This is a genomic window from Paraburkholderia sp. C35, from assembly GCF_003121405.1.
Lineage (GTDB): Bacteria > Pseudomonadota > Gammaproteobacteria > Burkholderiales > Burkholderiaceae > Paraburkholderia.
Genome location: NZ_QBUY01000001.1, coordinates 227,804 through 250,197, shown reverse-complemented (window position 1 = coordinate 250,197; position 22,394 = coordinate 227,804). Strand labels below are relative to the sequence as shown.

The 22,394-nt window shown below is 62.8% G+C and carries 19 protein-coding genes; 15 read left to right on the top strand and 4 right to left on the bottom strand.

The window, feature by feature from the left end:
* Positions 1 to 26: 26 nt before the first annotated feature.
* Positions 27 to 1,649, bottom strand: coding sequence for a trypsin-like peptidase domain-containing protein (locus tag DK391_RS01120; RefSeq protein WP_162600633.1), 1,623 nt, complete (start codon positions 1,647 to 1,649; stop codon positions 27 to 29).
* 506 nt (positions 1,650 to 2,155) lie between these two features.
* Complete coding sequence (locus tag DK391_RS01115) at positions 2,156 to 2,998, bottom strand: hypothetical protein (protein WP_109476132.1); 843 nt, start codon at positions 2,996 to 2,998, stop codon at positions 2,156 to 2,158.
* 634 nt (positions 2,999 to 3,632) lie between these two features.
* Between DK391_RS01115 and DK391_RS01110 the strand changes: the two genes are divergently transcribed.
* The 9 genes from DK391_RS01110 (at position 3,633) to DK391_RS01070 (ending at position 13,305) form a co-directional block, all read left to right on the top strand.
* A complete protein-coding gene (locus DK391_RS01110) occupies positions 3,633 to 4,394 on the top strand; it encodes an SDR family NAD(P)-dependent oxidoreductase (RefSeq protein WP_109476131.1) in 762 nt (253 codons plus the stop codon).
* A gap of 79 nt (positions 4,395 to 4,473) precedes the next feature.
* Complete coding sequence (locus tag DK391_RS01105) at positions 4,474 to 5,799, top strand: MFS transporter (protein WP_162600632.1); 1,326 nt, start codon at positions 4,474 to 4,476, stop codon at positions 5,797 to 5,799.
* A gap of 52 nt (positions 5,800 to 5,851) precedes the next feature.
* Complete coding sequence (locus DK391_RS01100) at positions 5,852 to 6,628, top strand: SDR family NAD(P)-dependent oxidoreductase (RefSeq protein WP_109476129.1); 777 nt, start codon at positions 5,852 to 5,854, stop codon at positions 6,626 to 6,628.
* A gap of 54 nt (positions 6,629 to 6,682) precedes the next feature.
* Complete coding sequence (locus tag DK391_RS01095) at positions 6,683 to 8,389, top strand: FAD-dependent oxidoreductase (protein ID WP_109476128.1); 1,707 nt, start codon at positions 6,683 to 6,685, stop codon at positions 8,387 to 8,389.
* Positions 8,386 to 9,201 (top strand): SDR family NAD(P)-dependent oxidoreductase, encoded by an 816-nt coding sequence (locus DK391_RS01090; protein ID WP_109476127.1) that lies wholly within the window; start codon positions 8,386 to 8,388, stop codon positions 9,199 to 9,201. Before DK391_RS01095 ends, DK391_RS01090 begins: the two co-directional genes overlap by 4 nt.
* A gap of 27 nt (positions 9,202 to 9,228) precedes the next feature.
* On the top strand, positions 9,229 to 9,834 hold the full coding sequence (locus DK391_RS01085; RefSeq protein ID WP_109476126.1) for a glutathione S-transferase family protein: 606 nt from the start codon (positions 9,229 to 9,231) through the stop codon (positions 9,832 to 9,834).
* A gap of 293 nt (positions 9,835 to 10,127) precedes the next feature.
* A complete protein-coding gene (locus DK391_RS01080; protein WP_109476125.1) occupies positions 10,128 to 11,315 on the top strand; it encodes a porin in 1,188 nt (395 codons plus the stop codon).
* Between the two features lie 88 nt (positions 11,316 to 11,403).
* Entirely contained in the window at positions 11,404 to 12,189 is a 786-nt protein-coding gene (locus DK391_RS01075) for an IclR family transcriptional regulator (protein ID WP_109476124.1), read from the top strand.
* A gap of 102 nt (positions 12,190 to 12,291) precedes the next feature.
* Positions 12,292 to 13,305, top strand: a complete 1,014-nt coding sequence (locus tag DK391_RS01070; RefSeq protein WP_109476123.1) for a LysR substrate-binding domain-containing protein — start codon at positions 12,292 to 12,294, stop codon at positions 13,303 to 13,305.
* A gap of 22 nt (positions 13,306 to 13,327) precedes the next feature.
* On the opposite strand, the gene DK391_RS01065 is transcribed toward DK391_RS01070, so the two are convergent.
* Both DK391_RS01065 and DK391_RS01060 read right to left on the bottom strand, forming a co-directional pair.
* The gene (locus DK391_RS01065; RefSeq protein ID WP_109476122.1) at positions 13,328 to 14,284 is read right to left on the bottom strand and encodes a VOC family protein; all 957 of its coding nucleotides are present in this window, start codon (positions 14,282 to 14,284) and stop codon (positions 13,328 to 13,330) included.
* Positions 14,285 to 14,315: 31 nt separating this feature from the next.
* Positions 14,316 to 15,140 carry an aspartate dehydrogenase gene (locus DK391_RS01060; RefSeq protein ID WP_109476121.1) on the bottom strand — a complete coding sequence of 275 codons (825 nt, stop codon included), beginning with the start codon at positions 15,138 to 15,140 and terminating at the stop codon, positions 14,316 to 14,318.
* A gap of 209 nt (positions 15,141 to 15,349) precedes the next feature.
* On the opposite strand from DK391_RS01060, the gene DK391_RS01055 reads away from it, so the two are divergent.
* The 6 genes from DK391_RS01055 (at position 15,350) to DK391_RS01030 (ending at position 22,394) form a co-directional block, all read left to right on the top strand.
* Positions 15,350 to 16,114: an alpha/beta hydrolase gene (locus tag DK391_RS01055; protein ID WP_162600631.1), complete on the top strand. Its 765-nt coding sequence runs from the start codon at positions 15,350 to 15,352 to the stop codon at positions 16,112 to 16,114.
* A 339-nt stretch (positions 16,115 to 16,453) separates the two neighbouring features.
* Entirely contained in the window at positions 16,454 to 17,599 is a 1,146-nt protein-coding gene (locus DK391_RS01050; RefSeq protein WP_109476119.1) for a porin, read from the top strand.
* 75 nt (positions 17,600 to 17,674) lie between these two features.
* Positions 17,675 to 18,775, top strand: a complete 1,101-nt coding sequence (locus DK391_RS01045) for a hypothetical protein (protein WP_109476118.1) — start codon at positions 17,675 to 17,677, stop codon at positions 18,773 to 18,775.
* A 33-nt stretch (positions 18,776 to 18,808) separates the two neighbouring features.
* Positions 18,809 to 19,693 (top strand): transporter substrate-binding domain-containing protein, encoded by an 885-nt coding sequence (locus DK391_RS01040; protein ID WP_109476162.1) that lies wholly within the window; start codon positions 18,809 to 18,811, stop codon positions 19,691 to 19,693.
* Between the two features lie 92 nt (positions 19,694 to 19,785).
* A complete protein-coding gene (locus tag DK391_RS01035; RefSeq protein WP_109476117.1) occupies positions 19,786 to 21,357 on the top strand; it encodes an amino acid ABC transporter permease/ATP-binding protein in 1,572 nt (523 codons plus the stop codon).
* The gene (locus DK391_RS01030; protein WP_109476116.1) at positions 21,354 to 22,394 is read left to right on the top strand and encodes an alpha-hydroxy acid oxidase; all 1,041 of its coding nucleotides are present in this window, start codon (positions 21,354 to 21,356) and stop codon (positions 22,392 to 22,394) included. The genes DK391_RS01035 and DK391_RS01030 overlap by 4 nt, the downstream gene beginning before the upstream one ends.

Genomic DNA, 22,394 nt, shown 5'->3' with positions numbered 1-22,394 from the left:
CGGGCACATGGCACGTGCGTCGTCGGTTAATGAAGCAGCAGATCAAGCCCGTACTGGATCGGTACCGCGAACGTGACACGCTCGTCTCCGCGCGATCGCGAGTAAGTGAACAGACCGATCACCTTGCCGTCGCTGTTGAACACCGGGCCACCGCTATTGCCGTGACCCGTAGCCGTGACCGTCAGTTGATACACGTCACCGAGCGTGTCGAAGGTCTGGACGTTCTTTTCCGTTTTCACCGCGTCACCGAGGTTGGCGATGATGCCCTCCGTCACCGTCGGCTGCGGAATTACTTCCATCCGTTCCTTGATCTTGCCACCTTCGCTTGACTGGATAATCGCTACCTTCTGCTCGGAAATGCCGGGATAGCCGAGCACAATCACACGTTCGCCAACCGATGGCCGCGATCCGACTGAAGCAAGGTTGATCGTCGGCAGTTTCTGCGAGGACGCGATCTTGATCTCCGCAACGTCCGCGTCTGCCGATGCCTTGACGAGCTGCGCGTCGATGCTGTCGCGCGTATTCGGGAAGCGCACGGTGAGGCTTTCGTTACGACCGTCGAGCATCGCATCCGACGCGATGCTGAACCCCATGCCTCCAGGTACCCGGAAGTCCGGGCGAATCAGCTTGACCGGGTTGTCGAAATCCCATCCGCGCAGGCTTGCGAAGTTCATCGGGTTGAAGCGGCCGATCTGCAACTTTCCCTGAACGAGATTGATGAGGATGCCGGCTTCGACGCCGAAGTTGTCCCATTGCGGCACGCGCCAGCCCTGCGCAACGTGCTTGTTGGTCAGAATGAAGCCGCTGTCGTTCACGATGAAGCCGCTGCCGGAACCCGCGCTTTCGATGGGCAGGCCGCGATGGTCGTCATCGTCGACAGTGAGCCAGCGCATGACGGGTCCGTTGTCGAATTGCAGAAAGCATGGCAGCGGTGAATTGTCGAGTACACAGGTTCGTTGATAGATCGGACGGCCTGTGGACTTGTCGATGATCCGGTAATGCGCTTCGACGACCACAGTTGCATCGCCGAACTCAGCGACGATCTCTTTCGGCGATTTGCCGAACAGCACGCCGAAGTGAATCAGCGCGCCAACGATGATGCCGATCAGCACCACGGCGATGCCGCCGCCGATTGCGATCTTGCGGCTGGTCGAGCGGCGTTGCTGATCCATCATGCGCATCACCGTTTCCTTGCCGACGCGGTTGTCAGCGGGCTTTTCGGTGGGGCGGGCAGTGGATTTTGCGGTGGACGTGTCGCCAGCCGTCTTTGCGGCACCCGTGGCACTGGCTGCCGGTCTTGTCGCGGCGGATGGCCGGGATATGCGCGTCTCGTCGAGTGCTTTCGTGTTCAGTCGCGTGGGCGGCACAGCGGGGAGCGGTCGCGGCTCGAGGTCGAGCGACAGCCGTGGGCCGCCTTCGCCCAGTTCGATCGTGTCGCCGGGTGCAAGCGTCACTTCGCCTTTAACGGGCCGTCCATTGTGGAAGGTTCCGTTGCTGCTGCCTTTATCGCCGAGCAGATAGTTAGGTGGGGTGTCTTTGGTGATACGAATTGCCGCGTGCTGTCGGCTGACGAGGTCGTCGCGCTGAGGGTCGAACACAATGGTGGCGGCAGGATCGCGACCGAGTATCAGTTCCTCGAAGCGTTCCATTTCGAAAGACTCGGTTTGATTAGCCTTGGAACCCGAAAGATGAGTAATGGTGATTCGTGTCATCCTGGTCTCCAATACATTCTTGTGCGAGCGGCACATGTTATGTTGGGCAAGCACTTGAGCGTGTTTGCCGCTGATAACTAAAAGCTACCGTTCAGCATCATTGCGTAATGTTCGGTAAGACCCACTCGCCTTTAAGTTTGCATGTGCAACCGTTTTCTGCAGGTGTTTGGTACGCGTACGTCGCGCCAAAGCAATCGTGAGTGTTTTGAGCAGATGATTGGTTCGGGTTTGGCGGCTCTATTCGTCGTATTGATATGTGCATGAACAGAAAAACCGGGTACGGCTTTTCTGCGTTGCACACTCCACGTGATCGGGCCAAGGATGTTCATGTGCGCATGCCCAGCCGCTAAAGATGGTGGGCATGCACAACGCGCCATGGATGCTGGCGCAACCTTCCCAACCGTTGAATGGTTAAAGCGGTGCCCTCGCGGGCGCGTTGTCGATTACTGGCAGGAGAGCACCACGAGGCCGTTCACGTCGCCTGTGTTGGGCAGATGCCCACCGTACGCAACGGCGAGCAGAGGCTTCGTGATGTCGTTGCCCATCGGTTGCGACGCGGTCGTGACGCCGCCGCCCATCGACGTTCCTGCAGCCATCGCGCTTGCCTTCGTGATGGTCGCTGCAGTATCCGAACCGATGGTGACCGTTGCGTTGAAATTCACGAGGCTGAGGGTCGTCAGATCGAGTGTTGCCGATGCGGACACAAGCGAACCCGGAGCGACGCTGCCCGTCGCAGAGGAGGGTGAGGTCGCCATCAGGTTGGTACAGGAAAGGCTACCCGCGCTCGCTGTCAGCGTGAGCGGCGAGCCTACTGCGTAATGTGCGCCCTGATTTGCCGTGTAGTTTCCGCCGCTCGAGTCCGAACCATGCGTCCACCGGCCGATGGCAATGTAGCCGCCCACGCCGTTGATATCGGCGATCGTGCTGTGCTTGGTGAGCGAGATTGCGGGCCCGGTGATGGCGGAGAGGGTCGTGAACGCGCCACCATAGTTTGCTTGCTGTACCTGGCTGCTCAATGGGGCATTCGCTGCGTTGAACATGGACCCCGTGAGGCTATTTCCCGTCAACGAGTCGGGTATGAACACGGCTGCGACCGTTCCGCTCACGCCCGTAATGGTCGGCGCCGAGCCTTGATAGATCCAGTCACCGACTGTGGTTGTTTGCGGTGGGGAGGTGGTCTGCGTTGCGGCCGACGATCCCGTTGAACCGCCACTGCCACCACCGCCACAAGCTGCCAGCATGATGGCTGTAGCCGCGATAGACATTCCCGTGTATTTCGTTTTCATTCTTTGTTTTCCGTAGATATTGTAGTTTGCGGCGCACCTGCATATGCAGGTTCCTCGGCGCACGCATTGCCTATTACGGAATATCTCGTAAGAAATTTAGAGGAAATTCGATTTTATGCTTTTTGGTTTTTTGCCAAATGATGCTTTGTGCTGTCGTAGAACAGATAAGCATCTCTCTCAGATCGGCGCGCGGATTACCTGAGAAGAAAGCTTGTCAACCGAGGCGGCTAACTATTGCAATTCATTGCAATACCTATTCTCTATAACGCTGGTCGCAGATTGCATTCGATTTTTCAATTCGCACAAGTATGTTCATTTGACAATTCGTTTTGCAATTGCCGTTAAAAGTACTTGCCGAAACGTTGGTAAGCGCAGCCGGTAACGGGCGCATACATTCGAGCAGATGTTCACGCGATCTGCATAAATTAAATCCACGCTCATCCACCCGTCGGGCCCACGTCCATCCGTTGCCGATCCGTACGAATCCCCGGATCGCATCCTCTCCCTCCCTATCTGGAACCCGCGCGCTCGCCGTGCCGGGTCCAGCATCTGCTCGCCAGGGTTTTTGCGCATTGTCACGGTTTGATGGTAAATTTACGCTTTGCGTAACGAATTACGCTAAACGAGAGAAGAGATGCAAACCCAACGAAACAAGCCGGTCGGCCAGTCGAAGCCCGTCGCCATCGTCACAGGCGCAGGAGGCGGCATCGGCGCCGCGCTCACGCGGCGCCTCGCCGCAGACGGATTCCACGTCGCCGCCGTCGATATCTCCGGCAAGGCGCTCGATAGCGTGATCACGAGCGTGCAGGAAGCGGGCGGCTCGGCGGAAGGCGCCGTGGTCGACCTGCGCGACGAGCAGTCGGTGAGCAGCTTTGTCGCCCGGCTGCCGCGCGTGGACGCCGTGATCAACAACGCGGGCGTGTTCGACGAGCGCGCCTTCATGGATCTGAGCGCCGACGACTTCAACCGTCACTACGATCTGAATGTGGTGGCGCTGTTTCGCCTGTCGCAACACGCGGCCACGCGGCTGCCGTCGGGTGGCAAGATCGTGAATATCGCGTCGCGTGCGTATCTCGGCGCGCGCAATCATGCGCATTACGTAGCGGCGAAAGCTGCCGTGGTTGGCTTGACGCGCGCGATGGCGATGGAGTTGCTCGGGCAGGGCATTCTGGTCAACGCAGTGGCGCCCGGTCTGGTCGATACGCCGATGCTTCAGGCGCTCACGCCCGAACGCCGCGCCGCGCAGCTCGCGTTGCAGCCGACGGGCCGCGCCGCGCGCCCTGAAGACATCGCGAATGCGGTCGCATTTCTGGCTTCGCCGCAAACCGATTTCATCACCGGCCAGATCCTGATGGTCGATGGCGGTAAATCGCTGGGCGGCACCGCCGCGCTCTGATACGGCAACACACATACCAACCACACGCTCAACGACAACATGGCGCAGCCGGTACGAGCCGCGCCGCAAGGAGACGCCCATGAACGCAATCGAAGAAGCCGCCGTCCTCAAGAAGACAGCGTGGCGACTGATTCCATTTCTGTTTCTGCTGTACATCGTCAGTTATATCGACCGCACCAACGTCGGCTTCGCGGCCTTGCAGATGAACCATGAAATCGGCCTCACGCCCGCGATGTACGGGCTCGGCGCCGGTATCTTCTTCATCGGCATGCTGCCGTTCGAGGTGCCCAGCAATCTGATGATGGTGCGTTTCGGCGCGCGGGTCTGGCTCGCGCGCATCATGATCGTCTGGGGCCTCGTGACGCTCGCGACCTCGCTGATCACCGGCCCGAACTCGTTCTACCTCGTGCGCTTTCTGCTCGGCATCAGCGAAGCAGGCTTCTTTCCGGGCGTGCTGTTCTTCCTGACCTTCTGGTTCCCGCGCGAACACCGCACGCAGATCATCGCGCGCTTCATGATGTCGCTGCCGATCGCGGCGGCTATCGGTGGGCCGGTGTCGTCGCTGATCCTGCAGGCCTTCGACGGCGTCGCGGGCATTCCGGGCTGGCGCTGGCTGTTCGTGGTCGAAGGCATTCCCGCCGTGATCCTCGGCATCGTCACGTGGCGCGTGCTGCTCGAACGCCCGTCGCAGGCGCGCTGGCTGACGCCCACCGAGCGTGACTGGCTGCAGGCGAAGATCGACCGCGAGCAGGAAGAAGACCGCGCGCACGGAGATCCGCATAGCGCCGCGCATGTGTTCAAGACGCTGTGCGACTGGCGCACGCTGGTGGTGACCTTCACGGGCGTGTGCTTCGTGATCGGTTTCTACGGCGCGGGCTTCTGGCTGCCGCAGATCATCAAGACCTTCCACGTGACGACGCTGCAGGTCGGTCTGCTGAGCGCGCTGCCGAACCTGCTCGGTGCGATCGCGATGCTGTTGTGGGCGCGCCGTTGCCGCCGCCGGGCGATGCGTCTGTCCGACGTGATCTATCCGCTGCTGCTGGCCTGTGTCGCGTTCGTGGTCGCCGCGAGCAATCTCGATAGTCCCGCAATCGCGATGTCCGGCTTCTGTGTCGCGATGATCGGCCTCTCTGCCTGCATGCCCGCCTACTGGACCCTGCCGACGATGTTCTACAGCGGCACGGCTGCCGCCGCCGCGCTTGCCTTCGTCAATGCCGTGGCGAATCTGGGCGGCTTCTTCGGTCCCGCCATCATCGGCTGGCTCACGCAGACGAGCGGCAGTTTCAAGGTGGCGATCGCGACGATGGGCGGCTTCGTGCTGATCGGTGCCATCGCGCTGCTGCTGTTGCTGCCCGCCTATCAGCGTCATCGCGACATGACGCGCGCCCGCTCGGTTGCGGCCTGATGCGCGCACCGACCCAGGCGCCCCTATCAACGAGCACTCAAGAGAAACAACCATGAATCACACGCCAGCCTCCGCTAGTCACACTGCGCTCGTCACGGGAGGCGCGGGCGGCATCGGTGCCTCGATCTGCCGCTATCTGGCCGACGCGGGTCATCGTGTGGCCGTTGCCGATCTGGATGCCGCCGCCGCGGCGCGCGTCGCCGCTTCGCTGCCCGGCGACGGCCATCTCGGCCTTGCCATCGACGTATCCGACGAAGTCTCCGTGCAGCGCGCGTTCGACCACGTGACAGAAGCAGCGGGCCGCCCGGAGGTTCTCGTGGCAGGCGCGGGCGTGCTGTTCTTCAAGCCGGACGGCCAGCGTCCGCTGATCACCGAGATCTCGCTCGCCGACTGGCAGCGCACGGTCACGATCAATCAGACGGGCTGCTTTCTGACCTGCCGCGAATTCGCCCGTCGTCTGCCCGAAGGCCGCTCGTTTGGCCGCGTCGTGACGATTTCGTCGGTGACGGCGCAGTTGGGCGGCTACCGGTCGAATGCTGCGTACATCGCCAGCAAGGCGGCCGTGATCGGCTTTACGAAGGCGCTGGCGCGCGAACTCGCGCTGCAGGGCGTGACCGTCAACTCGGTCGCGCCGGGCCTGATCGACGCGCCGATGCTGCGCCAGTCGCTGTCACAGGAGCGCGACAGCGAAGCGGCAGCGGCGATTCCGCTGGGCCGTATCGGCTTGCCGGAAGACGTTGCCGACGCCGTCGCGTACCTGGTCTCGGAAGGCGCGAGCTACCAGACGGGCACGACGATCGACGTCAACGGCGGCTACCGGATGCAGTAACAGGAACGCTACGGGCGCGGCGTAAAGGGCGCGCCCGTGCAACGGGGAATACTCATGGATAGCGAATACGACGTGATCGTGGTCGGCTCGGGCGCAGGTGGCCTGAGCGCGGCGCTCACATGCAAGGCGCGCGGGTTATCGGTGCTCGTGCTGGAGAAGACGGAATACTTCGGCGGATCGACGGCCGTGTCGGGCGGTGCGGTGTGGATTCCGCAGAACATGCACATGAAGGGCGTCGGCCAAGACGACTCGCGCGAGCGGGCAATCGAATATCTGCAAGCGACAGTCGGCGCCGCGCTGCGGCCCGACATGATCGACGCGTTTCTGACGCACGGTCCGGACATGGTGCGCTTCATGGAAGCGAACACGGACGTGCACTTCATCGCGCGTCCCGTGTCGCCGGATTATCAGCCGGAGCGTGAAGGCGCCTCGCAGGGCGGACGCACGATCGACCCCGCGCCGTTCGATGGCCGCAAGCTCGGTCCGCTGTTCGGCGCGCTGCGCCGGCCGCTGCATAGCTTCCTCGCGCTCGGCGGGATGATGGTGAACCGCAAGGACATCGACGCGTTGCTGTCGATGCATCGAAACGTGGCGTCGCTGCGCCATTCGCTCGCGCTGATCGGCCGTTACGCGATGGATCGTCTGAAGTGGCCGCGCGGCACGCGTCTGCTGCTCGGCAATGCACTTGCCGCACGCCTGCTGAAGTCCGCTGTCGACGCGAAGATCGCGCTCGAACGCGAAGCCGATGTCGAAGCATTGTTGTATGAAAGCGATCGCGTGACGGGCGTACGTGTCCGCCAGCACGGCAAACTCGTCGACGTGAAGGCGCGCCGTGCAGTCGTGCTCGCCACGGGTGGTATTCCGCAAGATCTGAAGCTGCGCAAGATGCTGGTTCCGCACGCCGACATCCATCGTTCGATGTCGCCTGTCAGCAATAGCGGCGACGGCGCTCGCCTTGCCATGCGTCTCGGTGCGCGTCTCGCGACAGGCAATGTCGGTGCGGCGTTCTGGACGCCGGGGTCGATCCTGCGTGATGCGAACGGCGCGGAAACGGTCTTTCCGCACCTCGTCACCGATCGTCAGAAGCCCGGCATCATGGCCATCAACGCTGCGGGGCGGCGCTTTGCAAACGAGGCGTCGTCGTATCACGAGTTCGTCACGTCGATGCATCGCGAGCATGAGAAGACGCCGTGCATTCCCGCATGGCTGATCTGCGACAGCACGTTCCTCAAGCGCTATGGCATGGGTCTCGTGCGGCCCCATACTGCGTCGCTGGATCGCTTCCTGCGTTCTGGATATCTGAAACGTGCGCCGACGGTGGCCGCGCTGGCCAGCCTGATCGGCGTGCCCGCCGATGCGCTTGCCGACTCCGTAGCGCGCATGAATCGGGCGGCAGCAAGCGGCGAGGATCTCGACTTCGGCCGTGGCCTGTCCGCATACGACCGTTATCTCGGCGATGCATCGAACAAGCCCAATGCCTGTCTCGGCCCGATCACCGACGGGCCGTTCTACGCCGTGCAGATCACGCCGGGCGACATCGGCAGCGCGACGGGTATCGATGTGGATGCGAAGTCGCGCGTGACGGGCGCGGATGGCATGCCGATTCCAGGTCTCTACGCGTGCGGCAACGACATGAACTCGATCATGGGCGGCACGTATCCGGCAGCGGGCATCACGCTCGGCCCCGCGTTGACGTTCGGCTATATCGCCGGCATCACGATCAGCGAAAACGAAACGGTGCGTCGGGAGGCGCTGGCATGACGCAACATAGTTTGAATCAACCTCAGGCGCTGCCACGCGTCGCATTCGTGACGGGCGCCGCGAGCGGCATCGGCGCAGCCGTGTGCCGTCTGCTGGCCGCGCAAGGCGTCGCAATCGCAGCCGCCGACCAGAACGCAGCGGGACTCGCGGCCTTGCACGACAGCCTGGGGCCCGACGCGCGCTTTCTCGGCGCCGTACTCGACGTGCGCGACGAAGCGGCGCAACAGGCATTCGTCGCCGAGACGGAAGCGACGCTCGGCGCCATTACGGATGTCGTGCCGTGCGCAGGACTCGCACGCAGCGCACCCGCCGAAGCGATGAGCGCCGAACAGTGGGACCTCGTACTCGATATCAATCTGCGCGGCACGTTTCTGACCTGCAAGGCGACCGCGTCGGCGATGCTGCCGCGTGGACGCGGCAGCATCGTGTGTCTCGCGTCGATCACGGCCAGGGGTGGACAGCCGGGGCGCGCGAATTACGCGGCATCGAAGTGGGGTCTCGGCGGCCGCGTCAAGAGTCTCGCGAGCGAATGGGGCAATCGCGGCGTGCGCGTGAATGCCGTCGCGCCGAATGGCGTCGATACGCCGATGCTGACCGTCGGCGTACCCGATCACTTCCGCGAAGACGTGATGCTGGATCGCACGCCGCTCGGCCGCTTTGCGCAGGTGGAAGAGGTCGCGCAAGGCATCGCTTTTTTGCTGTCGGATGCCGCGTCGTATGTGACGGGCACGGTGCTCGATATCGACGGTGGTTTGACGGCCGGTTATCTGACGCATCGCCACGGTGCCGATTACGCGCTGCATCAGCGCTGAACCCACAACTATTCGAGAACCGCATTCATGCAAGTCTATTACTCGCCTTTTTCTCCCTTCGTACGCAAGGTACTGGTGTGCGCCGCTGAACTCGGCATTGACGTCGAGCGTCTGCCCAGCTCCGCGCACCCGGTGACGCGCGATCAGACCATCGTCGCGATCAATCCGCTCGGCAAGGTGCCGACCTGTTTCGCCGACGACGGCAATGTGCTCTACGACAGCCGCGTGATCTGCGAATACCTCGACGCAACGGCTGCACAGCCGCGGCTTTTCCCTGCGAACGGCGCAGCGCGCTGGCAGAGTCTGCGCGAACAGGCGCTCGCCGACGGCATGATCGAAGCGGCGCTGCTGATGCGCTACGAACAGGTGATACGTCCCGATGGCCTGCGTTATCAGCCGTGGTTCGACGGTCAGCACGAGAAGATCGTGTCGACGCTCGCGCAACTGGAATCATGGGTGCCCGCTTTCGGCGAGCGCGTCGATATCGGCACGATCTCGATTGCGTGCGCGCTCTCGTATCTCGACCTGCGCTTTCCCGATGAAGGCTGGCGCAAGCACGCAGCGCTCGCCGCATGGCACGCGCGTTTCTGTGACCGTGAGTCGATGATCACGACGCAACACCCCGCGCCCTAAACAAGGCGGGCGCGCAGCCCGCACGGCGCGAAGCCGCAGCGCTGGACCCGGCAGGGAAGACCAATCGGCTTCCCGCGCGGATGCGCACGTCCAGCGACAACACCTCGAACTCAACGACGCAGCGACGTCATACCGGTTTTTGCGAACCGGTTGACGCCGCGGCTTCGTGACGCCTTATCGCTGTGTGCGACAGGCGTGCCGGGTAGTCCCAAGGAGATCTCGCTGCCGTGTTCCACGCATGGGATGCAGCAGTGTCGTCAATCAGTAATCCAAATAAAATAAAGGAATCTGCAATGAAAAAAATCACGAAAATCATGCTCGGCTGCGCGACGGCCGGTGCATTCGCGCCACTCGCTCATGCGCAAAGCCAGGTGACGATTTACGGCATCCTTGACGAAGGCATCATGTATCAGAGCAATACGGGCGGCGCGACGGGCGGCAAGAAGGTGTTTCTCGACTCGACGGGCGGCATCAATGGCAGCCGTTGGGGCTTGACGGGTTCAGAAGATCTCGGCGCGGGCCTGAAAGCGATCTTCACGCTCGAATCGGGCATCAACCTGAACAGCGGTGCGGCGGCGCAGGGCGGCACGCTGTTCGGGCGGCAGATCTTCGTCGGCATGAAGTCGGACAAGTATGGCAGCCTGACCTTCGGCCGCCAGTACGACATGATGTTCTACTTCGGTCAGCCGCTGACGTCGGCGGGTTCGCAGGCTGGCTCGGCACCGTTCCTGCATCCGGGCGATCTCGACAACACGGGCAATACGATCCGCATCAACAACGCGGTGCGCTACATGAGCGCGAACTACGCGGGCCTGACGTTTGGCGGCGAGTACAGCGTTGGCGGCGTGGCGGGCAATACGACGGCCAATAGCGGCTATTCGCTCGGCTTTTCATATGTGCGCGGCCCGGTGCTGTTCGGCGCGGCGTTCGAATACTTCAAGAATCCGACTTCGGCGACAGCCGGTTCGGGCCTTTTCACCGACAACGCGAACGGCGCGACCACGCTGTCGCAGTCGCTGAACAAGGGCTACGCGAGCGCGGCGGCTTACCAGACGGCGATCGTCGGCGGCGGCTATACGATCGGCCCCGTCACGCTGACGACATCGTATTCGAACACGCAATACGCGAATCTCGGCACCACGTTCGTCGACAAGACAGCGCGCTTCGACAATATCGATTTCGCGGCGAAGTACCTGTACAACCCGTACCTCGCGTTCAGTGTCGCGTACGACTACCTGAAGGGTCATCAGGTGACGATGGTCAACGGCAACGCGGTTGGCAACCAGCACTACAACCAGGTCAGCCTGATGGCCGACTATCTGCTGTCCAAGCGCACCGACGTCTACCTCGAAGGCGCATGGCAGCGTGCGTCGGGCACGTCGTCGACAGGTGCGGCGGCCGTGGCGGATATCGCGAATCTGGGCGCCTCGTCGAACAATCATCAGTTCCTGCTGCGCGCGGCGCTGCGGCACCGGTTCTGATCCCGGCGCAAACCGGGTGCGCGGGTGACTTGCGTAACACTATGCCGATCGCGTAAGTTCTGGTTTCATCCAGAAATCATGCTTGCATATGTCCAACAGTCCTACGCGCACTTCGAGCCGCCAGACGGTCCAGTCGGCTGAGATCGGTGCGGAAATCCTCAAGGCACTCGCCCGTCTGGGGCCTGCTGCGTCGCTGTCCAGTCTCAGCGAAGAAGCGGGTATGGCGCCGGCAAAAGCGCATCGCTATTTGCAGGCGATGATCGCAAGCGGGCTGGCGGCGCAGGAAAAGCAGTCGGGTCGCTACACGCTCGGCCCGGAAGCGATCAAGATCGGCATGGCGGCGCTCGCGCAGATCGACGTGGTGGGCAGTATCTCCGAACTGCTGCCCGAGTTGCGCGACGAGACGGGGCACACCTGTTTCGTCGCGGTATGGGGCAGCCAGGGCGCGACGGTCGTGCGCGTGCTGGAGACGCTCGGCGAAGTGACGGTGCTGACGCGCCCCGGTGCGAAGATGCCGTTGCTGCGTTCCGCGACGGGGCTGATGTTCGCAGCGTGGTTGCCGGCCGAAGAACGCGATGTCGACGCCGCCCGCGAGCCCGCCGATCTGCAGGCGCAATTGCGCGATTCCGCTTCACCGCTGTGGGCACGTCTGGATTCGATCCGCCGCTCTGGCATTTCCGTCGTGCAGGGTCTGATGGTGCCGGGCATCGACGCCATGGCGGCACCCGTGTTCGGTGCGCGCGGGGAGATCGTCGCCGTGGTGACGCTGATCGGTACGGACGACGGTCTGGATCCGTCGCCGGAAGGTGCGCCAGCGAGCAAGCTGGCCGCGTTTGCGAAGGCCGCGAGTGCGCGACTGGGTGCGCCCGACTGACATATCGTGTGGGTTTCCGTACAGGTGGCGGCGAAGTCTTTTTGAAACGTTTTTTGGCGCGAGACAATGCTCACGTAATGTTCGCGTCAATACGAGGAAAGCATGTCCCGCCGACTGCCCAGCATGAACGCCCTGCGCGCCTTCGAAGCGGCGGCGCGGCATCTCAACTTCAGTCGTGCGGCCGAAGAACTCTTCGTGACGCAAGGCGCAATCAGCCGTCAGATCAAGTTGCTGGAAGAGTCGTTCGGCGTGCCGCTGTTCAGGCGGCTCACGCGCACCATCGAACTCACCGAGCATGGCCGCGAATATCTGCCCGTGGTGCGCGATGCATTCGACCGCATCGAGCAGGCCACGCTCAGACTCGTCAATCGTGACCGGCATCGCATTCTCAACGTCAACGTGCTGCCCACGCTGGCAATGCGCTGGCTCATTCCGCGTCTTCCGCACTTTGCGACGGAACATCCCGATATCGAAGTACGGCTGATCACGTCGATCCGGCCGGTCAATTTCTGGCGCGAGGATATCGACGTGGCGATTCGCGTCGGCGTGATTCCCGACAGCGATCCCGATCCCGATGCCGCCACGCGTCCGCGCATCAGCCTGCAGATGGCGGAGGACTGGACCAACGTACGCGCCTGGCGGCTGATGCCGGACGTGCTGGTGCCCGTATGCAGTCCGGAGCTGATGAAGGGGCAGCGTCCCGTGCAGGAAGCGCGCGAACTGCTGGACCTGCCGCTGCTGCACATGGCGACCCGCGTCCATGCCTGGCCCGACTGGTTTCGCGCGAGTGGCGTGGACTATGACATCGCCGCGCACAATCAGGCGTACGGCCATTTCTTCATGGTGCTGGATGCCGCGTTGAGCGGCCGGGGCGTCGCGCTCGTGCCGCGCATGCTGGCCGCACCCGACATTCAGGCGGGCCGCCTGATCGTGCCGCTGGAACTGGAGCACGAAAGCGCGGGCGCTTATCACTTGCTGTGCCGCGATCATCAGGCCGACTCGGCGACCGTGAAAGCATTTCGCGACTGGCTGTTCGCGCAACGCGACGACGACCGCCCGCAAGTCGAAGAAGCCACAAACGAAGAGACCGCTTCGTTCGACGAAGTCGGTCTCTGAGAGCCCTGAAAAATCCGTTCGATCAGATCAGGTAAGGCGCGATGTCTGCGTCGATCGAACGTATGTTTTCCAGCGTCCATTCGCGGTTCACGTAGAGCTGGATCGGCAGGCCGTCGAGGTCATGAACGAACACCACGCGGCGCGCAGCATGATCGTGAGCGGCGCTCAGCTTGCCGCCCGACGCTTCGATGCCTGCCAGCGCCGCATCGAGATCGGCATCCGACGACACTTCCACGCCGATATGATGCATCGGCATATGCGACGGTACATCCTGGCGATACAGCACGAGGTCGCCCATGCTGTGCGTGCCCGCGAGCAGCGCAAACGCGTGATCGCGTCCGCCGACAATCGCATTCAGGCCGACGATGTTCGTGTAGAAATCGACCATCGCGTCGAAGTTCTGCGCTATCAGCGCGACATGCGACACGCGGCGGCCATGCACCAGCGCGCCGTCGATCACACGGATTTCCGGATCGACGGGATAGAGCGCGTCGGTGAGCGGCACGTTGGTTTCGCCCGGCACCCACTTCGGTTTTTTCTTGCTGAACGAACCGTTGCGCGCGGAACGCCAGTCCTGCACGACGTCGGCATACAGTTCGACTTCGTTGCCGTCGGGATCTTTCTGATAGAGCGAGTGCGCGACGTCGTGATCTTCCGGCGAACGATAGACGACGCCGGCCGCCACCGCCGCACGGTAGCCTTCGACCAGCGCGGCCTCGCTTTCCACTTCGAACGCGACGTGATTCAGGCCCGGCTGCTGGCCGGGCTTCGCATAGCGGCTGCCGATGTCGACGAGCGCGAAATCGTGGTACGTATTGCCGTTGCTGATGAAGCTCGCCTTGTTGTCGGGCTGGTTATAGACCTCTTCGAAGCCGAAGACGTCGCGGTAATAGTCGCTCGCGCGCTGATGGTCCGACACGAACACATTGGCGTGGGCCAGGCGGCGTGGCTTGAAGAATCGTGCGTTGGCGTCTGTCATAAAACTTCCTCGAATAGTGAAGGTTGCGGCCTCAGGTGCCGACACGCAACGGTGCACGCATCTTTTCCAGCAACGCGAGCACGCTGAACGCGGTAATGAGCCCGGTCTTGGGATTCGAGCTCGGGATGTTTTCGATCGTCATCGTAAAGCGTGCCGAGTCGGCATCGACGGTGATCGTGTGAGTGTTGCGGGTGAGCGCGGGGTCGGCCCAGATTTCCAGTTCCGTATCGTCGGGACCGATGCCCGCGAGCGACAGTGCAACGGCGACGTTCAGGTTGGCAGGAAAGCCTTTAGCCGCTTCGCGGGGCGTGCCCGAGAAAATACGCAACGGCGCCTTGATGTCTTCGATACGGATGCCGTTTTCTTCGAGAAACGGCGCGCCCAGCAGACCTGTCACCGGTTTTCGCGTGACCATGCGTGCCGAATAGATGGTGCTCTGCGCAGCCGCCGTGACGGCATCGAGACCGAGCAGCGCGCCAGTCGGCACATGAATCTGGCCGCCGTGCTCGCGCGCGAGATCGACGAGTTCCATATGATCCAGCAATGCGCCGACGCTAAGCGGCACGAAGCTTTTGCCTGCGCGCAGCATCGGTTCGGCGATCTGCGGCAACAGATACGACGGCGCGCATTCGACCACGACGTCGGCGTAAAGCGGCATCTCGTCGAACGAGACGATGCGCGGCATGGTCGTCAAACCAGCCAGCCATGCGCTCGCGCTGGCCGCATCGCGCACGCTGACGGCGGCGAGTTCGAGTCCCGCGATGCCCGCGTCGAGGGCCTCTGCGAGCGTCTTGCCGACCGTGCCGAGCCCGGCGATGCCCACCCGCAAGGGTTGTGTGTCCTGCCTGTTTTCCATGCTGTAACTCTCCAAGGTATGGCGCCATCTTAGGGTGACGAAATACCTCGAACAAACGAGATTTTTGCCGTCGATCAATGAGGTGTCGTCATGCATCGCCTGTGGCGTGTCATGAGGTCATGTCATTGAAACCCGCAGCAAAAGTCGTTTGCCGGACGCATTTATGGCTCGTGATAATGGGCTTTTGCCGCAAGGATGGGATAACTGTCATGCCGTATATGGAACGGGGCGCGAGCCGTCTTTACTACGAATCGCACGGCGAAGGCGCGCCCGTCGTGCTGCTGCACGGCGTGGGCGGCAATCATGCGAGCTGGTTCCATCAGGTCGTTGCGTGGCGCGAGAGCCTGCGCGTCATCACCTTCGATGCACGCGGCTTCGGCAATTCCACCGACACGGAAGCGCTCGGCCGCGCCGCGTTTGCGGACGATCTGGAAGCGCTGCTCGATCATCTGCAGATACCGCGTGCGGCGCTCGTCGCGCAATCGATGGGCGGCGGCGCGGCGGTGACGTTCACGGCGCGCTCGCCCGAACGCGTGCGTGCGCTCGTGCTCGCCGATACGCTGATCGGTCTCGATCTGCCTGACGACATCGCGTTACGCATGAGCGACATCGCTGCCCGCACCGCGAATCTGTCGCAGATCGAACGGGTGCTTGGACCGACCTTTACGCGTGCACAACCGGCCTCTGCGTATCTCTATACAGCGCTCGCAAGCTTCAACGATACCAATGTTCGAACGCTGCGCGGCGAGCAGCCGCTGACATCGCTCGCCGCGCTCGATGCATGTGGCGTTCCTGTTCTGTTCGTAGCCGGTGTCGAAGATGTGTTGTTTCCGCCACAGGAAATACAGAACGCACAACGGTTGATGCGTCATGCGGAATACCTGGAAATAGCCGACGCCGGTCATTCTGCGTACTTCGAAGCACCGCAGGTCTTCAACGAAGCCGTGTTTGCGTGGCTCGCACGCCACGTCTGATCGACTCGTTCATCTCAGGCAAACACGCGTTCGATTGTGCGCACCTCGCGCACATCGCGCATGCGGTCGAACGTGTGTTTGCAATTCTCCTGGCGCGCAAACGTATGGCTGCATAAGCCGCCGCGTCAATCATTCGAACACCAGAATAACGAGCGAACCCGATGACCGATCATCGGGATCGCAAACCAATGCATTGAACACGATGCATGAGCTGATCTCATACCCGGATGCATGACTTGATCTCATCGAACGAACGCGAAAATCTCGTTTGTTTGCGTTTTTTAGCCTTCCTATGATGACTTCGCCTTCCAGCCCACATGCTCATCAAAGGAACTGAAAATGAAACGTCTTGCCCCGCCTCTGTTCGCTTCATTGCTTGCCGCTGCATCGTCGCATGCGCTGGCGCAGAGCACCGTCACGCTGTACGGCATCGTCGACGAAGGCATTACCTATGGCAATAACGTCGGCGGCGGCTCGCAGGTCGCGGCAGCGAGCGGCACCATGTCGGGCAGCCGGTTCGGCCTGCGCGGCACGGAAGACCTGGGTGGCGGCCTGTCGGCGATATTCGATCTGCAGAATGGCTTCGACCTGTCGACGGGCAAGCTCGGGCAGGGTGGCCGGATGTTTGGCCGCAAGGCCTACGTGGGTCTTTCGGATACGCGTTACGGCTCGCTCACGCTGGGTCGCCAGTACGACCCCGTCGTCGATCTCGTGCAGGGCATTACGGGCGACGGCGTGTTCGGCGCGTTCTTCACGACACCGGGCGACGCCGATAACAACGACAACAGCATTCGCGTCAACAATTCGGTCAAGTACACGAGCCCGACCATTGCGGGCCTGACCTTCGAAGCGTTGTATGGACTCGGCGGCACGGCGGGCAGCGTGTCGAGCGGTGGCAGTCTCGGCGCGGCGCTCGGCTATTCGAACGGCGGTTTGAATCTCGCGGGCGGTTATCTATATACGAAGAACGACACGCTCGCCAATGCATCGTCGGGTGGCTTCATCAACGACGGCAGTCTGGTGACGGCAGGTTATGGCGTGGCGCCGGGTTCGTTCCAGACCATCCACGCGGCCGCATCGTACGCATTCAACAAGTTGACGGTAGGCGTGCGCTATTCGAACTCGCAATACAAGACCTATACGCCGACGACCGTATTCCACGACACCGAGAAGTTCAATGTTGCGAGCGGCTATGTCTCGTACCAGTTCACGCCGGCACTGATGGCCGCCGTCAACTACGGCTACACGAAGGCGAGCGGTGCGGCATCGGCGAACTACAACCAGTTCTCGGCAGGCGTCGATTACCAGTTGTCCAAACGTACCGATGTGTATGGCATCGCCGGTTACACGAAGGCGAACGGCCAGACGCTGTCGGCTGACGGCACGGCGGTGGTCGCGGCGACGGCCAACGTGGGCGACTACAACAATGCGTCGTCGAACAGCAAGCAGGTGCTGGCTGTCGTCGGCATGCGCCACAAGTTCTGATTTTTGGCGAGCGGTAAGCCGGAAATTGTCCTGATCTAATCGTACTTTGAGGCACGCCGTCAGGCGCACGAGTCAATGCAAATCGTCATCGAGAATCTGAGCGACACCGCGGGACTGCTGGGCGCACGCCGCGTGTTCAGCGTACCGCGCTCGCTGCCGCGAGACCTGAAGACGCTCGATGCTTCGCGCTGGCAAGCCTGGCCCGCGCTTTACGATGCCGACACGCTGCTCGCGCTGCGCGATGCGCGTCTAAGTGAGAGCGATCGTGACATCGCGCTGGCGGGTGGCGTCGCGCGTCTGAATGCGAGTATCGGCTGGCAGCGTATGGCCGATCGCGAGGAAGCGGCCGCGCTGCTGCGCATGGCGAAAGATAGTGTGATGCCGCGCGTGCGTCTGCTGCTCGCGGTGATGCCGGATCAGGACACGGAAGGATTTGCCGCATGGTTCGCGGGCTATGCGCCGCACGCACCGACCGACGACGGCACGCTGCTGCGCGCCTGCAAGCTCTACGGCCGCGAACCGCACTTCGATCACAATCTCGATGCCGTGTGGGACGCAGGCTGGCTGCCCGTCGTCTTCACCGCTGATCCGCAAGCGCTCGTTGTACGCGCTGCGGAGCGTGGCAAGCCGATCGTGTTCCGGCACGCGGCCAGTGCAGCCACTCTCGACGCAATGCAGGCCGAACCCACGCTCGACGTGTCGCGCTGGGTAGTGAGTTCGCCGCAGTATCTGCTGCCCGTCGAGGCGGAGCGTCGCGCGTCGCTGATCGTGCGCCCGCCAATCGCCGATGAGGCGACGCGGCAAGCCTTGCTCGCACGCTTCGGCGAGATCGACCTGATCGCCACCGATCACGTGGCGCGCAACGCCACGACCGGTCCGGGGCTGCAATCGCAGCATCATCTGTTGCCCGCGTTGCTCACGCTTGCCGACGAACTGGATGTTCCGCCGCACATCGTGCTCGGCAAGGCGTCCGGCCGTCCCGCCATGCTGTTCGGCCAGGATCCGAGCGACTGGGCGGTTGCGCTGGTATCTCGCGAACCTCTGAAGCACGCCGCGATGCCTGGCATCGACGCCGAGCGTGATCCCTTCGATGCCGCGTCTTTCGAGCCGCGCGTGATGGCGATCGTGCACGGCGAGACGCTCTGGCCGACACGTCATCTGATCGAATCAATCTGATCTAACGAACTTTATTCTATGGAGAATCACTTCATGTTTCGTACTGCCATCATTGCCGCCGCCGGCATTGCTTCGACGCTTCTCGCATTGTCTTCCACACCCGCGCAGGCGGCCCAGTTGCCGACTTACGAGACCTTCGGAAAAAGCGCCGAATGCGTGGCGCTGCGCAAGCAGTATCCGTCGCTGGTGGGCAAGCATCTGAAGATCGGCCTGGGTGGCTACACGGCCGGTTTCGAAGCGCCTGCCAAGGATGATCCGTCGAAGATCGAAGGCCTCGATCCCGATCTGATCGCCTACATGGGCGCGTGCCTTGGTTATACGCACGAGTATCAGAACGTCGCCTTCAACGTACTGCTGACGGGCATCACGGGCAAGCGTTTCGACATGGGCCCGAGCCTGTACGTGACGGATGTGCGTCGCCAGCAGGTCGCGTTCGTATCGTCGTTTGCGGTGATCGACGGTTCGGTCATCAAGAAGGGCAACCCGAAGCATCTGACCTCGCTCGACTCGCTGTGCGGCGCGACGGTTGCCGCGGCGGCGGGCACGTATGAAGCGGTCACGCTGGTGTCGCAGGTCACGCAGAAGTGCAAGGCGCAGAACAAGCCCGAAGTCGGCCTGTTGCTGCTGCAGGCAACCGATGCAAGCGTGCAGGCCGTGCTGAGCGGCCGCGCCGACATCTATCTGACGGCCCATTCGGATGCGAAGGCGCTGGCCGCGTCGATGCCCGACCTCGAAAGCGGCTTCACCGTCGACCTGCCGATCCTCAACGGCTTCCCGATTGCGAAGGACAACACGGTGCTGCGCAACGCCGTGCTTGCATCGATGAAGGTCATTCAGGACAAGGGCATCCAGAAGACGCTGCTCGACAAGTGGGGCCAGGATGCGGCCTCGCAGCGTACGGCGAGCGACGCCGAGTGATGTCCCGGCGTGACGGTCGTGCATCGATGCCGATGCCTGCCGTCACGCCGCAAAGCATGCAAACCGTTTGACCAAGTAAGCGCCTCGCCGCCATGCAAAACTTTCTGCATTACCTGACTTTCCCGTATCTGCTTCAGGGCTGCGTCACCGCACTCGGGCTGCTGTTCGGCGCGCTCGTGGGCGGGCTTCTGATCGGATTCGTGCTGGCGCTCGGCGCGGATGCACGCTGGATCTGGCTGCGTTATCCCGTGCGCGCCTACATCTATGTGATTCGCGGCACACCGCAGCTTCTGCAACTGATTCTGCTGTTCAACGTCTTGCCGCAGGCGGGCCTGACGCTGTCGCCGTTCGTGAGCGCGCTGCTGGCGCTCACCATCAACGAGACTGCGTTCTGCGCCGAAATCATTCGTGGCGGGATTCGCTCGGTGAACCGCGATCAGCGCATCGCGGCGCAGGCATTTGGCTTTTCCGCGCTGACGGAGCTGTGTTATGTCGTGGTGCCGCAAGGCTTGCGCGCGATCATTCCCGCGCTTGGCAACGAAGCCGTCGGCCTGCTGAAGTCGACGTCGCTCGCGTCGGTGGTCGGCGTCAGCGAGTTGACGCTGCGCAGCCAGACCATCGTGTCGCAGAACTTCGAATTCCTGCCCGTGCTGCTGGCGTCGGGTGTGATGTACATCGTGTTGTCGGCGGGAATCGCGGGCGTGCAGAACTGGTGCGAGCGCAGTATCGGCACAGGTCGTCGACTGCGCCGCAAGCACGCCGCAACGCCCATCGCCGACGATGCCGGTCCGCTCGAACGGATGGCGCCGCATCGCTCCGACGCGACGCCGGGCGTGCCGCAACTCGACATCGACGCCGTACGCGTGCGTTACGGCAACAGGGACGTGCTGAAGGACGTGTCGCTGTCGGTTGCGCCGGGTGAAGTGGTCGCCTTGCTCGGCAAGTCGGGCTCGGGCAAAAGCACGTTGCTGAAGACGATTCTCGCGCTCAATCCGGTGGAGTCGGGCGCGATTCGTATCGAAAGCCGTTCGTTGACGGCGACGCCTTCGGGCGCGCCGATGCCGCGCCGACGCCTGCCGAAAGCCCGCGCCGATGCACGCATCGGCATGGTGTTCCAGAACTTCGCACTATTCGATCACTTGAGCGCCGTCGATAACGCCGCCTCGATTCCGCTGCGTGTGCAGAACGTGCCGTACGGCGAAGCGCTGCGCCGTGCGCGTATCGCGCTGGTGAAGGTGGGCCTGAAGGATTTCGCGGATCACATGCCGCACGAATTGTCGGGCGGTCAGCAGCAACGCGTCGGCATTGCACGGGCGCTCGCCAGCGACCCGCGCGTGATTCTGCTCGACGAGCCGACTTCCGCGCTCGATCCCGAACTGGTCGGCGAAGTCGATGAGACGATCCGACGGCTAGCGCAGACGGGCATCACCATGCTGCTGTCGACGCACGACGTCAACTTCGCCGCGAGCGTGGCGGACCGCGTGGTGTTCCTGCACGACGGACGCATCATCGAACAGGGCACCCCCGATATCCTGCGTGCACCATCCACCCCTGAATTTGCAGCGTTTTTGCGTCATCCCGATGATGATGCACAACCGTTGCGTGCCGCCTCGCCTGAACCGAAGCCGTTCGTGCTGCCCGCCGGCCTGGAGCCCACGCGATGAAAGACTGGCGCGACGAATCCCGCGCGGCGCTGGGCGCCGAACTGTTCGGCTATCTGTTGGGCCGCCCGCATGACATGCGTCCCGATGACGCCGATCCGAATGAACTTGCGTGGTCGCGCTATCGGCTGGTGCCGCGCGTGTTGCAGGGGCACGATGGTGTCGATGTGACGTGCCGGCTGTTCGGTCGCGTGTATGCGGCGCCTGTCGGCGTAGGTGCGTTCGCGGCGGACCGGCTGTTCGGTGCCGATGGCGTGACCGCGATCGCGCGTGCGTGCGCAGCGCTGTGTTTGCCTATCGTCGTATCTGAAGAGGCCGTTACGCCGCTTGCCGACGTCACCGCGACCCATGCCGACTGCTGGCTGCAACTGCGCGCTGCGGGTCCGCTCGAACGCGCGATCCGCCTTTCGGAAAGCGCCGCACAGGCGGGCTGCCAAGGCATCGTACTGACTGTGCTGGCGCCTGTGCATCCTGCGCCGGGCTTGCATCCGGGCGGCGTCGATGTCGCCGCGCAGGTCGCGCAACGCGGCTGGTCAACCATCGGCGCACAGGAAGGCGTGGCGAAGCTGCCGGCGTTTCCGTCGTGGGGCATGGACGAGTTTCGCGAGATGCTCGCGGCGATTCATGCGTTGGGTATGCGCGTCGTCGTGAAGGGCGTCATGCATCCCGCCGATGCCATCGCGATTCGCGCGACCGGTTGCGACGGCGTGATGGTGTCGAACATCGGCGTGCGTCAGTCGTATCGCTGGGCGCCCGTGCCGAGACAACTGGAGCGCGTGAGCGAAGCGCTCGAAGGCAGCACGGCGATTCTCGTCGATGGCGGCATCCGCCATGCCGCCGATATCCTCGCGGCGCGCGTACTCGGCGCGCATCTCGCCGTCGTCGTGCGTCCGGTCGTGCATGCGCTTGCGGCAGGCGGCGAAGACGCGGTGCAGTCCATGCTGCGCGCGACAATCGGCGAGCTGCAATCTCTTTGCGCGTGGATGGGCGCGGCCACGCCTTGCGACATCACGCGCGATCAACTCATCACACTTGCCTGA

Coding starts and splice junctions, on each gene's coding strand:
- DK391_RS01050 (WP_109476119.1), top strand. CDS start 16,454: ATGAAACGTCTTGCCCCGCCTCTGTTCGCTTCATTGCTTGCCGCTGCA.
- DK391_RS01110 (WP_109476131.1), top strand. CDS start 3,633: ATGCAAACCCAACGAAACAAGCCGGTCGGCCAGTCGAAGCCCGTCGCC.
- DK391_RS01040 (WP_109476162.1), top strand. CDS start 18,809: ATGTTTCGTACTGCCATCATTGCCGCCGCCGGCATTGCTTCGACGCTT.
- DK391_RS01120 (WP_162600633.1), bottom strand. CDS start 1,649: ATGGAACGCTTCGAGGAACTGATACTCGGTCGCGATCCTGCCGCCACC.
- DK391_RS01075 (WP_109476124.1), top strand. CDS start 11,404: ATGTCCAACAGTCCTACGCGCACTTCGAGCCGCCAGACGGTCCAGTCG.
- DK391_RS01070 (WP_109476123.1), top strand. CDS start 12,292: ATGTCCCGCCGACTGCCCAGCATGAACGCCCTGCGCGCCTTCGAAGCG.
- DK391_RS01065 (WP_109476122.1), bottom strand. CDS start 14,284: ATGACAGACGCCAACGCACGATTCTTCAAGCCACGCCGCCTGGCCCAC.
- DK391_RS01100 (WP_109476129.1), top strand. CDS start 5,852: ATGAATCACACGCCAGCCTCCGCTAGTCACACTGCGCTCGTCACGGGA.
- DK391_RS01105 (WP_162600632.1), top strand. CDS start 4,474: ATGAACGCAATCGAAGAAGCCGCCGTCCTCAAGAAGACAGCGTGGCGA.
- DK391_RS01085 (WP_109476126.1), top strand. CDS start 9,229: ATGCAAGTCTATTACTCGCCTTTTTCTCCCTTCGTACGCAAGGTACTG.
- DK391_RS01055 (WP_162600631.1), top strand. CDS start 15,350: ATGCCGTATATGGAACGGGGCGCGAGCCGTCTTTACTACGAATCGCAC.
- DK391_RS01115 (WP_109476132.1), bottom strand. CDS start 2,998: ATGAAAACGAAATACACGGGAATGTCTATCGCGGCTACAGCCATCATG.
- DK391_RS01095 (WP_109476128.1), top strand. CDS start 6,683: ATGGATAGCGAATACGACGTGATCGTGGTCGGCTCGGGCGCAGGTGGC.
- DK391_RS01090 (WP_109476127.1), top strand. CDS start 8,386: ATGACGCAACATAGTTTGAATCAACCTCAGGCGCTGCCACGCGTCGCA.
- DK391_RS01080 (WP_109476125.1), top strand. CDS start 10,128: ATGAAAAAAATCACGAAAATCATGCTCGGCTGCGCGACGGCCGGTGCA.
- DK391_RS01045 (WP_109476118.1), top strand. CDS start 17,675: ATGCAAATCGTCATCGAGAATCTGAGCGACACCGCGGGACTGCTGGGC.
- DK391_RS01030 (WP_109476116.1), top strand. CDS start 21,354: ATGAAAGACTGGCGCGACGAATCCCGCGCGGCGCTGGGCGCCGAACTG.
- DK391_RS01060 (WP_109476121.1), bottom strand. CDS start 15,140: ATGGAAAACAGGCAGGACACACAACCCTTGCGGGTGGGCATCGCCGGG.
- DK391_RS01035 (WP_109476117.1), top strand. CDS start 19,786: ATGCAAAACTTTCTGCATTACCTGACTTTCCCGTATCTGCTTCAGGGC.